Source organism: Neobacillus phoenicis (assembly GCF_047302305.1).
GTDB lineage: Bacteria > Bacillota > Bacilli > Bacillales > Cytobacillaceae > Neobacillus.
The window spans coordinates 2,685,575-2,701,574 of sequence record NZ_CP154847.1 but is presented as its reverse complement, the minus strand read 5'-3'; the positions used below and the strand labels follow the sequence as shown (position 1 = coordinate 2,701,574).

Sequence of the window (16,000 nt, the reverse complement as noted above, 5' to 3'; positions counted from 1 at the left end):
GCTCAAAATTATAGTTCAACTTGTAATTTAGGTAGAATACTTTCCAATTCATTGTGTGGACGTGGAATGACGTGTACAGATAAAAGTTCCCCAACTCGTTGTGCAGCTGCCGCACCAGCATCTGTTGCTGCCTTAACCGCACCTACGTCCCCACGTACAAATACAGTTACAAGGCCTCCTCCAACCTGAACTTTTCCAATAAGGTTAACGTTTGCCGCTTTTACCATTGCGTCAGCTGCCTCTATTGACGCTACTAACCCTTTTGTTTCAACCATTCCTAATGCTGTTAACTCTCTTGCCATTGTTCATTCCTCCTATTAGTTCATTTGATATTTTTTTAAAACTTGATTCACCATTTCAGAAATCAAATTTGGATCTACATTTCCAGCGAGATTTACTTGTTTTAAAACCTGTTCAACAATTTCAGATACATTTTCCTTTGATTCTGATTTTGTTTGACTAGGTTGATTGCCTGGCTTTGGAATGATGACCTCTTTCGTTCCATATGCCAGTCTTTTTATATTGATTAAATGCTTGGCAGATACATTGTCTGAAGTAATATTGCCTCCAAAAGATCCGCAGCCGAGTGTCAGTGATGGCACGAGTCCAGTTGTAGCACCTACCGCCCCAATCGAGGAAAGCGTATTTACCATCAACCTTGAGACTGGCATTTCTAGGGCAAATTCCCTTGCTACCTTGTCATCATTCGTGTGCAGGGATAAACTATGTCCTCTACCGCCAAGGTTTAGCAAGCTTAAGCATATTTCTTTTGCCTGATTATAACTATCCGCTGTGTAAAGGGCTAGGATAGGTGAAAGTTTTTCTATAGAGAAAGGTACATTCTTGCCAACTCTTGTTTCTTCAGCCACTAAAATCCTTGTATCTGTAGGAACAGAGATTCCTGCTATTTCAGCAATTTTCAATGCACTTTGTCCAACGATATTAGGATTTAATTTTCCAGGAAGCGGGGATATCACCTTTTCTAAAATAGTTTTTTCTTGTTCATTTAGCAGATATGCCCCATTTTTCTTAAGTTCTCGTATTGCCAATTGCTGTACATTACGATCAACTACCATGGCCTGTTCTGTTGCACATATCGTACCATGATCAAATGATTTGCTTTCCACAATCATTTTCACTGATTTTGCAATGTCAGCGGTTTTTTCTACATATACTGGTACATTTCCAGGGCCTACTCCATACGCTGGCTTTCCTGAACTATAAGCTGCCCGGACTAAATCTTTCCCACCTGTTGCGAGGATTAAGTCAATGTCACGATGTTTCATTAATTCAGTAGTTGCCGCCATTGTTGGTTTAGAGATCCAGCCAATAATTCCATCTGGTGCTCCTGCTTCTTTAGCAGCCCTCAAGCAAATTTCCAATGCCGCTATCGTACATTTAACTGCTCTTGGGTGTGGGCTAAATACTATTCCATTTCTTGTTTTCAAGCTAATTAAAGCTTTGAAAATAGCCGTTGAAGTTGGATTGGTTGTCGGTATAATACCAGCGATTACTCCAAATGGTGCCGCCACTTCCATTACTTTGTTAACATTATCCTCGTTAATAATGCCAACAGTCTTTTCATTCTTGATAGATTGGTATACAGCCATTGAACCGACATCATTTTTCATACGTTTGTGTTCAACAATACCCATTCTAGTTTCTTCAACCGCAAACTTTGCTAATTCCAATGATTTAGCAAAAGCAGCCTCCGCTACCCGCTTCACGATTGCGTCGACTTGCTCTTGTGAAAACGCCATGTACTTCTGTTGCGCTTCCTTTGCTTTGTGAAGGGCATCCCGCATTTCTTGGATTGATTGTAAATCATGATCAAACTGCACCTGGGATACACACCTTTCTTTTAAAATAGTAGTTAGTTACATTTGTCTTGGATTTCTGCTGATATCAAGAATGACCTCACGGAATGCATCGGCTGCTGCCTGACATGCTGATTGCGAACCGGTCAGAAGTCCCCCTCCAAAGTTCGTTTCTGATGGCGGGCCAAAAAATTTAACTAATTTTACATCTGCTGCCTTTAACGCTGCATCAATTCCATAAACCGCCTCGAGTGGCGGAGCAATCAAGTATGCAAGTGCTTCCCCTTGCTTAATTCCAGCTTCTTTCGATAAATAGCTTCCCGTCCTTGCAACAACATGGGCATACAACGCATGGCTTTTATCCTCATTTACCGCTTCGAAAAAAGCATCGTTTTCTGCTGTCTGGATGACCGCCTCCATTCCACTTTTCACTTCATCTGGAGTTGGACCAGCTAGGATGCCGATCATTTCACCTGATAATGGTCCAGAGGCATGTGCTGAGCCCGCATAGAACGAGCGAGCATAAACAACCTCTACATCCGCTCTTTTTGTAGCCTCATCTAATGCTGTATATCCAACATCATCGATGCTGGAAGTAAAAATGGCCAGGCTTCGATGATACGGTTGCAGTTGAAACTGCTCGGCCAGGGCGGAGTCTACGTTTGGGATAATTCGGACAGCTAAAATTTCTGCATGAATTCGCTCTAACGTCACAAACAAGTCCTCCCTTATTGTTCTTTTTGAACTAGTGAAACTCCACTAGCTTGATATTTTAATATTTTTTGAATGACCGTACCAAGGTAGGCACCAGCTTCAACCGGCGGGATTCCACCTTTATGAATATTCGATACAACCATTCGGTCCGCCTCAATTGTCCCTATCCGAGGTTCATAGCATAGATAGGCACTAAGAGATTCCGCACTCACAAGACCTGGACGCTCCCCAATCAAGTACACAATAACTTTTGGCTTTAACAGCTCTCCCACATCATCCATGGCAGCTACTCTTCCTTTTTCAATGAAAAAAGGTGTCCCAACATCAAGGCCTAAACCTTGTAGCGCCTGATTAAGAGATAAATAAACATCCTCTAAGTTTTCATCAATCGCCTTTGAACTTAAACCATCTGATACAATGATTTGAACGGTCGGAGATTTTTTGCATTTTTGTGTGATCAGTTGCTTAGCTTCTTCAGAAAGCTTGCGCCCAAAATCAGGACGTCTTACATACACTTCTTTGTCAGCGACCTTTGTGTTAACTTTAAACAGCGATAAACTTTCTAACAAACTAGGATTTACATTACCATACACAGCATCCACTGCTGCTGCATGGTCGTACCGAAACTTCAACCAGGTATTCGTTTTAGGTCTTAGCCCCGCTCTCCCCACTCCAATTCTTGCAGGCGTTTTACTAATCAAAGATGCTAACTCCTCTTTATCAAAGGGGGATTCAATTCCAATTACTGGATTTGATTCTATGTTAATCTCTTCAATTACATCATGTAGAGTTTGGTGCGTTTTTTCTTCAATTGTTTGAAAGTTATCACTCTCTGAATGATGTTGTTGACCACCTGCAATATGGTTCCAAAACTTCACCTCTACTTCTGATGACCTCTGTTCATCGGTCACCACGGTTTGAGATTGTAATTTTTCATAGATTAATTTGGTAATTTGTTCAACTAACTCGGGATTCATTCTATACACCTCCTACCCTCGAAAAAATAGTTGGATCTCCTGCTTTTTTACTTAACTTTCCATTTTCAAAAATCCCCATCTTTTCAAGCCACTCTTCGAATAATGGAGCAGGGCGCTTATTCAACGTTTGTCTTAAGGTTGCCACATCGTGATAACTTAAGGACTGGTAATTCAACATGCAGTCATCACCCATCGGTGCAGCAATGATAAAATTCACTCCAGCAGCGGTTAAAAGCACTCCTAAATCCTCAATATCATTTTGGTCTGCTTTAATATGGTTTGTATAACAAATATCTACTCCCATCGGAATCCCATGCATCTTGCCCATAAAGTGGTCTTCTAACCCTGCTCGGATTACCTGTTTATTGTTGTACAAATATTCAGGCCCAATAAAGCCAACCACTGTGTTTACGATATATGGATCAAAGTATCGAGCAAAACCATAATTTCGTGATTCTAAGGTCATCTGGTCGATGCCATAATGTGCCTCTGCCGATAACTCAGAGCCTTGACCGGTTTCAAAATACATACGCTGTGGACCCGTTCCAGTTCCATATACCTTAGCCATTTCATTAGCTTCTTCTAGAAGGGAAGCAGTAATACCAAATGAACGGTTAGCGGCTTCGGTTCCTGCAATGCTTTGGAAAATCATATCTGCAGGAGCTCCTTGCTGAAGTGCTTTCATTTGAGCAGTGACATGTGCAAGCACACAGTTTTGTGTCGGTATTTCCCATCTTTGAATAAAGTCATGGGTAGCATGCAACAGTCTCTTTACACTCTCTACTGAATCATCCACGGGGTTGATTCCAATTACGGCATCACCAATTCCATAGGATAGACCTTCTTTCATTGACGCCATCATTCCCTCAACATTATCTGTTGGATGATTAGGCTGTAGTCTTGAAGCAAGCACTCCTTTTTGACCAATCGTAATATTACATTTTGATAGAATCTCTATCTTATTTGCTGCATGAACTAAGTCTAAATTGGACATGATTTTTGCAACTGCAGCAATCATCTCACTATTTAAGCCTCTGCTTAACCGCTTTAAGTCCTCACCAGTGGTTGAATCATTTAGGATATACTCCCTGAGCTCGGAAACGGACCAATTTTTAATGGATTGATAGATAGGTTCATTGATTTGACCTTCAATAATGCGTGAGACTTCATCTTCATCAGGAGAAAGTAGTGGATTCTCCCTAATATCATGTAGTGTTAGGTTGCTTAATACTTCCTTTGCAGCAATTCGCTCTTGTACGGTTTCTGCTGAAAGACCTGCTAAGCGGTCACCTGATTTTTCTTCGTTTGCTTTTGCAAATAAGTCCTTTAATGAGGAAAATTGGTAGACTGTGCCGAAATAATTCGTTTTTAATCTCACCTGAAAGTCCTCCTTTCTTCATTCTGGAATGTTAAGGTTTTTATGATGACTGGAACGACATCGGATTCTAGTACACGCCCAATGTCTAAATAGTCACCATTTTCAACGGTAATTTGATCTATGCAGATGACCGACTGCGAAGGATCTTTCCGATTAATCGTTTGTCCAAGTACTTTTGCATAATCTCTATCTAAAACAAGGACCACTGGCTGTGAATGATTAGGTTTTTGTTTTAACCCCTGAAGGATGCATTCTGTCCATTCGTCGATTTCTCGAAAGCGCAAATAGGGAATATTCGAAAAATAAAGGGCAAAATTCTGACCTTCCATCTGGGGATCATATAGATCAATAGCTTCTGTCACTTTTTTCGAAATAGATTCCACTACCTGGTTAAACTCCTTTTCAAATCGGATTTGATAAACCGGTAAATTCTTAAGTGGTAATTGGCTACTATCTACCTCAATGGTCGCCCCGCTGATTTCCGTTGTTTGCAACCCTGCACCTAAGACTGTTGCCCTTACAGTTTCCTCCGGTTTGATCCATGACCATTTATGTAAGACTTCGTTTTCTTTCAAGGACTCAGCCAGTACCATGCCGATATCATCATATTGTGCTGGGTTAGCAAACTCGTCTTCATAACGATATATACATTCACTAACTCCTCCTGAAAACATAATCGCCTCTACATCTTCCTGCCAATTAGGTTCATGACCCAATAAAAGAAATTGGTCTTCTTTCGTAAGCGACTTTTGTAGCATCCTTCCAATCACATTAGCCATAAAATCAGTAATTTTCTTTATTTCATTCACTCTTATGGACTGTCCCTCATTTATGACTGTCCCCCAATGATTAAGCAGACTCTTCACAGGCGGTGAAATACTTTTGATTTTTGAGTCAAGAAATTCTATAAGCCTACCGCCAATATGCAGTGTACAAGTACCACAAAGACGGCCTGATTTATAAACTGCAATATTTGTTGTTCCTCCTCCAATATCAATATTGGCAGTGATTTTGCCTGAAGATTTCGAATACTCATAGGCACCAGAGCCCTTTGCAGCAATGATCCCTTCTAAATCTGGTCCAGCCGTGGCTACCAAAAATTCACCGGCATGATCAGATAGCTGGTGGATCATTACTTCTGCATTTGTCTTCGTTGCTGTTTCTCCCGTGATGATGACAGCCCCGGTTTTAATATCTTTAGGCTCAACCCCTGCTTTTTTATATTCATCTTTTACTAAAGCTTCTATTTTCCCGATATCGATTGATGTTGGAGAAAGAAGTGGTGTTCGATAAATGGGACTGCGATAAACGACCTGTTTATCAATAATCTCGATGCGAGGGACATGTGCCCCTCCCGCCATATTCATCAATGTAAACTTACTAATCACTACTTTAGTTGTACTCGTTCCGATATCAATTCCAGCACTGATCATTTCTTCTTTATGTGGGCTAATAAATTTCATATCCCATCTCCCCAAAAACAAAGACGCCCCTTTTAAACCATCCAAGATTAGATGGTTTAAAAGAGGCGCCTTTGCCTGTAAATTCATTTGTTTAACCATAATATAAATTATTTTCTGAATACTGTAAAGGCTTTCATTTAAAAAATATAAATGGGGAAGGATGATTGTCGATATACTCCTTCATTTCCTGTATTGAATTCATTCTTATAAGCATTTTAATTTCCTCTATCCCCTCATTTTTAAGGGAAGATGTAATGACAATGGGCCCTCCGTTCACCATTACCTTTTTTAATAAAGAGACAGCTAACTCGATATCCGCCTTTTCAGAATCACTCTTTGTGACGACACCAATCGGAAGTTTATTTATCCCTGTACTAAACCCATGAGGGAAGATCATTTTTTTCTTCGTACTATCCTGTATATACAGGACATGAGTAACCTCAAGTGAAGTTGCCATGATATTTTTATAAAAAAATGGGTTTTCACTATATTCACCAGGAGTATCGACAATCCAATCATAATATAGGAGGGATTGTGTTTTTACTGCCTTTACTTCTCGGCCAAGGAGAGCATTGGTTAAGGTGGTTTTTCCTGCACCAATGGATCCGATTAGCATTGCCCTGTTCTTCATTTGTATTCTCCTTATTCAGAAATTAAGACTTTGTAATCTGCGCAGGTGTATAGTGAAGATTATCCGCAAGAAACCGATTGATTTCCCTCATGGCCATATCTACTTCTGATACATTCCCAACAATAACTAAGCTGCCTGTAAAGCGATCGAGGAAACCTAATTTTACATTTGCAGCCTTTGTTGCTAAATCCCCGGCAATAATAACCGTTTCACTCGGTGTTAATGTTAGAATTCCTAATGCACCAGCTTCCTGGATTCCCAATTTCTCAAACATATCTGGATCTGGATTAGCAATTAAATGACTTAATGTTACTTGTTTACCAGGGACAAATTCTTGAATAAATCTCTTTTTCTCTTCACTCATGAGAACACCTCTCTATTTTTTTCAATAAGACAAAAATGCTTAATAGACCTTATTTGTTAAAAAATAAAATCTATTAAGCACCATTGCTTTCGTTTATTTACTTGTAATCAATCAGTCTAGCTCGGGTATTTCAAGAGAATATACTTAGCTACCTTTTCCATTGGGAGCTGTTTTTTCATACTGATGTTTCTCATCTTATTGTAAGCTGTTTCTTCTGGTAAATTCAATTGTTTCATTAAAATTCCTTTTGCTTTTTCAATCAGTTTGCGATTATCCAGTTCTTTATTCATTTCTTCTACTTTTTCTTTATAAAGGCTTGTGTTTTCTGCCTGCCTTAGAGCGATCTCAACCGCAGGGATTAAATTGGCTTCAGAAATGGGTTTCACTAAATAACCTAAAATATTGGCCTGTTTAGCTTTTTCAATATATTCCTTTTGGCTATATGCAGTTAAAAGGAGAATAGGTATATCAAATTTATTTGAAATAATTTCACTTGCTTTCAGCCCATTCAACTTTGGCATTTTTATATCCATGATGATTAAATCGGGTTTAAGTTGATAAGCTAATTCAACAGCTTTTTCCCCATCTGCTGCTTCGGCAACAACCTCATACCCCGCATCCTTTAACATGAGCGAAACGTCCAAGCGAACGATTGACTCGTCTTCTACTACCATAATTCTTTTTTTCAAGATTAATACTCCCTTTCTAAGGGAAATTCAACTGTGGCGATTGTACCCTTACTTGTTCCAATGATGTTAAATTGACCTGATAAATCATGTTCTATCATCATCTTTACAATTTCCAACCCTAAAGACGGCTTTATGGTAGTCGGGCACCCTATACCATTATCCTGAACCTGCACTTTGATCAAAGGTGTATGATTTTGTATGGTTACAGCAATTATACCTTCATTTAATCCAGTAAAAGCATGTTTTACACAATTCTGAATAAGTTCATTAATGACCAATGCAACAGAGACAGCAACATTTGATTTTATTAAAAGTTTAGGCCCTGAAAATGTGATTGTAATATTTTTACTATCATGGTCATCACTAAAGACCAACATATTGCCTATTTTTTTAATTAAACTAAAAATCTCAACATCATCAATACTAGAATTTGATAGGATAATTTCGTAAACAGAGGCAATGCTTAATATCCGATTAAGGCTTTCAATAAAATGAGCCTTGCTTTCTTCTGGAACCCCTCTCCTCATTTGAAGCCGCAATAGGCTTGCAACAGTTTGGAGGTTATTTTTCACACGGTGATGGATTTCGCGAATAGCAACAGTCTTAACAGTTAGTTCTCGTTCCTTTTCCCGGAGCTCAGTCAGGTCACGAAAAATAATGAAGGAACCACTATTATTATCATTTTGAACCAGGCCGATCTTTTTCAATTGAAACACTTTATTCTTTATAGTTACTTCTTGAATGAGTAATTCGTCAGGAAGCAAACAAACCTCGCGTAAGTTAGGAAAACATTCTATAAAGGAAGTGCCATTTTTATACTCTTTGGAACACATTTCGAACAATAGATTCATAGCAGACGGGTTTGCATATTGAATTCTTAACTCAGAGTCTATGATAAACAATGACTCTTCAATCACTTCATGGATAAACGGACTATTTTCAGCAATTCCAAGCAGAAGCTCACTTAGTGTCTCATTTGCCTCTGTTAACGCTTTCAATTTATCTTGATTTTGAAGCTTATCACTAATATCCTTTTCCATGATTAAAGTCCCAATCACCCGGTTATTAATGCCTTCAATAGGCACCACACTCTGCTCTACTTTTTTCCCTTCTTGTGTTAATGCACGATTCAAGAAGATGGGTTTTCCTGTTCGAAGCGCATAAAAAACAGCTGGTTCAAACGTTTCGTAGGCAAACTTTCCCACAACAGGATTTTTGTATACTGATTTAGCTGTTGTTGGTGAAGCTTCCGCTACGACGATCGCATGTTTTCTTTCACTAGTTGGACAATCAATAAAGACATTTGCTTGATTTAAATCAGCAATTAATGATAGATTTTGTACCACATCATTTATCTTTTGAATGTCATCGTCTGAGAGATCTGTATGTATTTTACACAGGGAATACACTACATTTATTTCGTCTTGCGTCATCCATTTACCCCCTGGCTTTAACTAGTATTATGTAAATATATTATATATCATTATAAGGAGTGTAAAATAGCTAATATTTTATTGTTTAATTGCAAGTGTTAGTCGTTCTATAGACTTATTTAGTTCATATTCATAATTATATGAATGTGGGGGGGATTTTTTTGAAGCAGTCAATAAATGAATTAGAAAATCATGAAGTGGTTATGATTACCCAAGAAAATATGGTTGAACTTATGAGATTTTGGAATAACCGTTCTTCTGCATTCAATATGGTCGAGAATGAGAATGGGTCTCTCGTGAAGTCTCCCATTCCCCACCCCTTGTTTAATAACGTGATAAAGACAACGATTAATAAAAATGTTACCGAATCAGTAAAGCACATCATAAATGATTATCGAGAACGAAATGTCCCCTTTCTATGGCGGGTTTGGGATCATGATATGCCCAACAACATTGGTGAAACCTTAATAGAAAATGGCGGGCAACAAATTCCCAGTACCACTTTAATGGCAATAGATTTACAAGCCTTTCACCCATTGACAGAGACCTACCCCGAGCTGACCATTAAAAAGGTAAGCAATCTACAGGATGGTAAAGCTTTTGCAGGCTGCACGTCAAGTGCTTTCAGAATTCCAGATGAATTAACTGCTACTGTGGCAGAAGTGATGTCTAAACAGGACCAAAATATTGCCAATTATGTAGGCTATCTCATTGGGACTCCAGTATCTATTTCCACCATATTTTATCACAATGGTATTGCTGGTATTTATAATGTAGGAACCTTACCTGAATTCCAAGGTAAAGGGATCGGGGTAGAAATGATGACAACCATCTTACTTAAAGCAAAACTGGATGGATACAAAACGGCTATTCTTCACTCTACGCATGCTGGAAAACGGCTTTATGAGAAACTGGGTTTCAACGCATGTGGTGAAATGAGGCAATATTTATTTTCTTAAGCATCGGTTAATTTCTAACCGATGCTTTTATTTATTTGGAAGTTTAAAAAAGTGATTATGATTTTAGTAAATATATTTTATATATTTGGCAATAATAACCTCGATAAAGATTGAAAGGATGGGATGTTTGATGTCATTAGAATGGTTTGACAGAGTATGTGGGGAATTACAGGATCATCTTGAGTCTATTTGTGATGAATATGATCAAGTTGGTCAAATGACAATTGAAAGAGCTGCCAAACATCCAAGAATCGAGTTTTTCGTCGATACGGCAGATGTTGATACCGAAGAACTTGATCGTGATTTTTTCTGCACCTTGTTCTTTGACCCGCAAAACGAGGAATTTTATATTGATACTTTCGACGTTGACAGTGGGCATACAGCAAAGATCATCCTTTCTGATATTGAGGAAATCATTCAAGAGGTTCATGAGAGCCTTCATGATTATATGAACGATGATGATCACTATACAGATGATGGAGTATATCTCAACACTTCTGAAGAATGTGATGATGATGAGTATGAAAGCGGAGTAATATACCAAACCATTGATGAAGATAACAACGATGAATACTACGAAGCAGAGCAACTTAACGAAGATGATATTTTTGAAGAAATCGATGTGGAATGGTCCACACCAGAGGTAACTGCTTTTAAGCATGAGGATGAAGTCGAAGTTACCTATCAATTTGGGGTAGTACAAGAAACCGGAGATGGTGTCCTCAAACGAATTAACCGGATTTGGACAACTGAGGAAGAGTTGATTAAAGACGAATCTCATTTTATTTTTAGTAAAGAAGAAGCAAGTACCATTATTGCAATGATCGCCAGCCATATGGACCAGTTAAGCGAGTTTGATTTTTGATAATAAAGGAGGAGCATGCCTCTGTGGTATGCCCCTTTTCCTTAATCAACTGTATAATCGATTTCAATAAGATCCCATGATGGAATAATTCCAAGCGGTGCCTCATCTTCTTTCCCGTTCTCAGTGATTATTACACCCTCTAGCTTTCGCTTCTTTTTACTATTTACGTTGCTTTTTTATATTATTTATCCACTATTTTTATAGTAAAATCAATACTTGTAATTTTCAAGAAAATTACATACCCCATTTTTCCATCAACATTTGAATTTCCTCTTGATGAGTAATCCCTTCATCATCTGGTGTCTCAAGTATCAAAGGAATATCCTTTAAAACAGACGATTGTACCAATCTTTCTAATTGCTTTGCCTCAATAAGCCCTTTGTTTTGAAAAATATTTGCATGACGATCTTTTTTTGAGCCTGTCGGATATTTAGAATTGTTTAAATGAATGACCTTTAGATGATTAAAATAGCCTAAGCTTTCACCTTTTGCGATTAACTCCTCTGTGTTTTCTCCATTCCAAAGTCCACTTGCAAACGCATGGCAAGTGTCCTGGCAAAAAACAATTTTTTCTGGATACTCACATAAATTCCTTATTTGCACTAGCTCCTCAAAGGTTGTACCAAGCGCCCCCTTCGTTCCTGCATTATTTTCAAGCAAGAGCAGGCATTCTCCCTCCCACTTACTTAGTACGTTATTTAACATATATAACATCAAATGATAGCTGGCAAGTGGGTCCGTCTTGCTGATTTGACTACCGAAATGAACTACGACACCTATTGAACCGCAGGCATTGGCAATTTCTAAATCATTAAGGAGGGAAGCTATCGTTAGTTCTTGCTTCTCTTCTGTTGGCGTTAAACTGGTTGAATAAGGCGTATGTGCAACAGATTGAAGTTGATGCTCCAAACAAAATTCTCTGCAGCTTTTTGCATCTTCTTGATTGAAATCCTTAATGGAAAGACTCCTTGGATTTTTCGGAAAATATTGAAAAGCGGATGCATTGTTTGCAACCGCTTGTTTTGCTGCTCCTAAATAGCCGTTCCTTATACTAACGTGACTCCCAAATATCATAATGAAATCGCCATCCGTACCATTTCTTAATGATAGGTTAGGGTTTGTTGGGACATTCCTTTTTATTCGTCTTTAAATTATTGATTTGCCAAAATGGTCACAATCTGATCCTCGATTTTCTTCCCCTTCACATCATCTATCATATTGTTCAATAGGATTGAAAAAATAAGAGTTTGCCCGCTTTTGGTTATTACATATCCAGAAAGCGAACTTACAGTTGAAATGGTCCCTGTTTTGGCTTTCACTTTTCCAAGGGTATTCGGACCTTTCATTCGGTACCTTAAAGAGCCTCCGACCATTTTGTCACGGACACCTGCTACTGGTAAAGCATTTATATAACTAGGAAACCATTTCTCCTTTTGAACTGAAAATAAGAGCTGTGAGAGTTGATTCGCTGGAATTAAGTCGACATGAGAAACTCCCGACCCGTCTCGGAGAACCAATGTTTTAGGGTTAACTCCGAATTTCGGCATCTCTGCATTTAAAACTTGTAATCCTTTTTCCCAACTGCCTTCACCTTTAACCACTTTGCCCATTTCCTTTACTAAAATTTCGGCATGACCGTTGTTACTCAGCTTCATGAAAGGAACCAACAGTTGGGACAAGGTCATAGAACGATGGGTGGTTAACAGTTTGGCGGTGTCAGACACCGTACCTGTTTTCATTTTACCCATTACGGAAATCCCTTGTTTGGCTAATGACTGTTTTAAAAGGGTCACGGCATATAGGGTTGGGTCCCATACCCCCACCCATTCTTTTTCTGGTTTTGCTTTTACAGGAATAGTCCCCTCAATCGTAATTGTATTTTTAGCATGCTCCCGTTCGATCGTCATTTCCTTTATTCCATCCTCAGCGACTGTTTCAGCAAGGTTTACGATTTTTACATAATTTGTTTTCGGGGTCATTTTCACCGTCGGCTTGTCCCCTGCTTTTAGACTCGGTTTCACTTCAATTTTGACTGACCCTGCGTCAAAATCTACGGTTGGAGATGCGGTAAGTGCAGATATTTGTGCACCATAATGCTCTGTTTCGTCACTCCAAGGCAAATCTAATGAATAACGGACGTTATCATACCACGAATCGTCACCGATTAGATTTCCTTTTATTTTTTTGATTCCTTGCTTTTGAATGTTCTCGGCCATTTGATCAAAATCTGTTTTTAATAGGGTTGGGTCGCCTTTTCCTTTTATGTATAGATCTCCTTCAAGGATGTTCTTTTTTATCGGACCATCTGCAAATACTTCCGTTGCAAAAGTAAAATCCTCACCCAAAACATTTAGAGCCGCTGCAGCCGTTAAGAGTTTCATATTAGAAGCAGGACGTAACCGAACACTGCCTTGATAATCATAGATGACTTGCCCGCTCGTTGCAGACCGAACACTAATTCCTGCGATGGCTCCTTGTAATGCTGGCTCTTTCATCAATAGTTGATTGAGCTGTACAGTGATGTTAGCAGGAGGGCTCGTGGCATTTACATGTATGTAAGGACCCGTTGCCCAAAGCAATATGATGATGAATATTACGATTTTCAATTTTAATTTCAAGCGTAATCCAGCCTTCCCTTTTTCCTTGAGTTTGTCCAAATAGCATCATTTGTATGTTGGATTCAGTAAATGGCGGCTACTTTTCCCAGATAATGGCTAATTATACAAAACACCTTAAAAATGGCACAAAACAAGGTAAATTTGGAACAAAACACCTAAAAAATCAGCACAAAACCAAGCACAAATGGCACAAAACCACCCCAAAATGGCACAAATGCCAAATCACCTTATACTCAAGGCCAGCAAACAGAGTATTATTACACTTTCCCCTACAAAACTGTAATATTCTTACTCAAATACGCCCAATTTTGAGGAGCAGGCAGGCTTATTTGCCAAAAAGTTGTCCCTGCTAACTTGTACAGGTCCATCAACCGATACTTTTCTATATAACTACGAATATCCTCGAACCAAACAATATGCTCTTCAACTCCCTGATAATAGAGAAACCAAGGTGATTTAGCCATATTATTGAATTCAATCACCGACCCCTTTGCAATTGCTTGATTCTGGGCTGCAAGTACAGATAGAGCACGAGTAACATGGGTAAGAACCACTTTGTCGTAACCATATAACGGCATGGCAATTTGGAGCTTACGAGATTCAACCTGGGTGATGGAATATTGAATGACCTGTTCCATCCAATTAATCGGAGCAATTGGATCAGGCGGTCCTCCTGGGTACCCATAGTCAATCGTCATCACAGCCATAATGTCGGCGACTTTTCCAATTGCCGCATAATCGTATGCACCAATAATGCGGTTAGTCGGGATATCAGCTATCTTTGCATGTACATTCACCTGCAAAATAAAATCGCCTAGGGCAAGCTTTAACTCTGTTAAGAAACTAGTAAAATCATTTCGCTGGGCAGGTGGTATAAATTCAAAGTCTATACTGACACCGCCAAATCCCCTCTGAACAGTTAGATTGAATATACTTTTAACCAAGTTTGTTCTGAAAACAGGATCTTTTAACACCTTCCCCGCCAACTCAGCACTGAATTCATTTCCAGTATAATTTCTAATCATCAATAATGGGACAATCCCCAATTCTTTACACCGTGTCACAATCTTAGCATCTTCTACCTGATTAAAAGCAAACCCTTCCTCTGTGAAAGAATAAGCCACAACCGCTACATATGTTAGTTGTCCTGCCAAAGCATTAAGGGTCATCAAATTAGCACCTTCAGCCGAAGGCACAAGAAAACCAAGAGTAGCTATTTCTAATTTTACCAGTGAAGGGATAATAATCACCTGCCCGATGGTGAGACGATTCGGGTTCAAGCCTGGATTTGCGGCCAAAATACTTGCTATAGTTGTTTGATATTGTTGCGCAAGCTGCCAAATGTGATCGCCAGCTTTTATTCGATAGGAACGGATTGGCAACAGCCTATCTGGAAGATAAAGGGCAAGGCCAGGTACAATAGAAGTAGCGGATGGCAGTCCATTAAGCTCTACTATCGTTTGTATCGAAACACCATATAAGGTTGAAATGGTCCACAAGTTTTCTCCAGCAGCTACCACATGAACAGCCATAACATCACGCTCCCTTATTTACCATCATATGGTCCTAAAAAGTGAATATACGCTCTTTACAAACAAAAAAACGAACTAGCCTCTCGACAAGTTCGTCTTCCTTCAATCTATAATCGCGGGTCAATCGGGGCGGATTCTAAAGCCATTCATGATACCGTTCTATTGATTCTCTTCTCACAAAGCGGTTGACTGCTTCTACCCCCAACGCAAATTCCTTCAATGCATTCCGTTGTTTTTTACCGGCATTACGCTGTTTCAGCCTAACTAAATTCTCAGGCTGTAAATAATCGATTCCATAAATCACTAATTCAATTGGGTCTGTTTTCACATAAATAAGAAACTGGACTTCTTCTTTTGAAAACATTGTATAAACAAGGCGAACTGTAAGCCCTTTTTCACCTCGTTCAAAAAGATTATTGGGATTTTTGGCTAATAAATAGGAGACCGCTTCTGCACCAGGTCCCCTAACTGTTAAAGAGAGCTGCATCTTGACACATCACTTTCCTAAAAAAGGTTATAGTTTATATTATCAATTTTTTGCTGATTATGGAATAATTGGA

The 16,000-nt window shown here is 39.0% G+C and carries 16 protein-coding genes; 2 read left to right on the top strand and 14 right to left on the bottom strand.

Going from position 1 to position 16,000, the window contains the following annotated elements:
* Positions 1–8 precede the first annotated feature (8 nt).
* The 10 genes from eutM to AA0X95_RS13985 all read right to left on the bottom strand — a co-directional run bounded on the left by eutM (position 9) and on the right by AA0X95_RS13985 (position 9,466).
* Positions 9–302 carry an ethanolamine utilization microcompartment protein EutM gene (eutM, locus tag AA0X95_RS14030; RefSeq protein WP_413298786.1) on the bottom strand — a complete coding sequence of 98 codons (294 nt, stop codon included), beginning with the start codon at positions 300–302 and terminating at the stop codon, positions 9–11.
* A 15-nt stretch (positions 303–317) separates the two neighbouring features.
* A complete protein-coding gene (locus tag AA0X95_RS14025) occupies positions 318–1,841 on the bottom strand; it encodes an aldehyde dehydrogenase family protein (RefSeq protein ID WP_413298785.1) in 1,524 nt (507 codons plus the stop codon).
* Between the two features lie 36 nt (positions 1,842–1,877).
* Positions 1,878–2,531 (bottom strand): ethanolamine utilization microcompartment protein EutL, encoded by a 654-nt coding sequence (gene eutL, locus AA0X95_RS14020; protein WP_413298784.1) that lies wholly within the window; start codon positions 2,529–2,531, stop codon positions 1,878–1,880.
* Between the two features lie 14 nt (positions 2,532–2,545).
* Positions 2,546–3,508 carry an ethanolamine ammonia-lyase subunit EutC gene (eutC, locus tag AA0X95_RS14015; protein WP_413298783.1) on the bottom strand — a complete coding sequence of 321 codons (963 nt, stop codon included), beginning with the start codon at positions 3,506–3,508 and terminating at the stop codon, positions 2,546–2,548.
* A gap of 1 nt (position 3,509) precedes the next feature.
* The gene (locus AA0X95_RS14010; protein ID WP_413298782.1) at positions 3,510–4,886 is read right to left on the bottom strand and encodes an ethanolamine ammonia-lyase subunit EutB; all 1,377 of its coding nucleotides are present in this window, start codon (positions 4,884–4,886) and stop codon (positions 3,510–3,512) included.
* Positions 4,883–6,349, bottom strand: a complete 1,467-nt coding sequence (locus AA0X95_RS14005; RefSeq protein WP_413298781.1) for an ethanolamine ammonia-lyase reactivating factor EutA — start codon at positions 6,347–6,349, stop codon at positions 4,883–4,885. Before AA0X95_RS14005 ends, AA0X95_RS14010 begins: the two co-directional genes overlap by 4 nt.
* Before the next feature lie 133 nt (positions 6,350–6,482).
* The gene (locus AA0X95_RS14000) at positions 6,483–6,980 is read right to left on the bottom strand and encodes a EutP/PduV family microcompartment system protein (RefSeq protein WP_413298780.1); all 498 of its coding nucleotides are present in this window, start codon (positions 6,978–6,980) and stop codon (positions 6,483–6,485) included.
* A gap of 22 nt (positions 6,981–7,002) precedes the next feature.
* Positions 7,003–7,344: an ethanolamine utilization microcompartment protein EutS gene (eutS, locus tag AA0X95_RS13995; RefSeq protein WP_413298778.1), complete on the bottom strand. Its 342-nt coding sequence runs from the start codon at positions 7,342–7,344 to the stop codon at positions 7,003–7,005.
* A 116-nt stretch (positions 7,345–7,460) separates the two neighbouring features.
* Positions 7,461–8,033, bottom strand: a complete 573-nt coding sequence (locus AA0X95_RS13990) for an ANTAR domain-containing response regulator (protein WP_413298776.1) — start codon at positions 8,031–8,033, stop codon at positions 7,461–7,463.
* 2 nt (positions 8,034–8,035) lie between these two features.
* A complete protein-coding gene (locus tag AA0X95_RS13985; RefSeq protein WP_413298774.1) occupies positions 8,036–9,466 on the bottom strand; it encodes a histidine kinase N-terminal domain-containing protein in 1,431 nt (476 codons plus the stop codon).
* A 161-nt stretch (positions 9,467–9,627) separates the two neighbouring features.
* Here AA0X95_RS13985 and AA0X95_RS13980 point away from each other — a divergent pair, with 161 nt between their 5' ends.
* Both AA0X95_RS13980 and AA0X95_RS13975 read left to right on the top strand, forming a co-directional pair.
* Positions 9,628–10,425, top strand: a complete 798-nt coding sequence (locus AA0X95_RS13980; protein ID WP_413298772.1) for a GNAT family N-acetyltransferase — start codon at positions 9,628–9,630, stop codon at positions 10,423–10,425.
* 130 nt (positions 10,426–10,555) lie between these two features.
* Positions 10,556–11,290, top strand: a complete 735-nt coding sequence (locus AA0X95_RS13975; RefSeq protein ID WP_413298770.1) for a hypothetical protein — start codon at positions 10,556–10,558, stop codon at positions 11,288–11,290.
* A 234-nt stretch (positions 11,291–11,524) separates the two neighbouring features.
* Here AA0X95_RS13975 and AA0X95_RS13970 read toward each other — a convergent pair whose 3' ends face one another.
* From AA0X95_RS13970 to AA0X95_RS13955, 4 genes are all read right to left on the bottom strand, one after another.
* Positions 11,525–12,364, bottom strand: coding sequence for a deoxyribonuclease IV (locus AA0X95_RS13970; RefSeq protein ID WP_413298768.1), 840 nt, complete (start codon positions 12,362–12,364; stop codon positions 11,525–11,527).
* A 77-nt stretch (positions 12,365–12,441) separates the two neighbouring features.
* Entirely contained in the window at positions 12,442–13,908 is a 1,467-nt protein-coding gene (gene dacB, locus AA0X95_RS13965) for a D-alanyl-D-alanine carboxypeptidase/D-alanyl-D-alanine-endopeptidase (protein ID WP_413298766.1), read from the bottom strand.
* 269 nt (positions 13,909–14,177) lie between these two features.
* Entirely contained in the window at positions 14,178–15,440 is a 1,263-nt protein-coding gene (locus AA0X95_RS13960; RefSeq protein ID WP_413298764.1) for a LysM peptidoglycan-binding domain-containing protein, read from the bottom strand.
* A 136-nt stretch (positions 15,441–15,576) separates the two neighbouring features.
* Positions 15,577–15,927, bottom strand: coding sequence for a hypothetical protein (locus AA0X95_RS13955; protein ID WP_413298762.1), 351 nt, complete (start codon positions 15,925–15,927; stop codon positions 15,577–15,579).
* Positions 15,928–16,000: the final 73 nt, after the last annotated feature.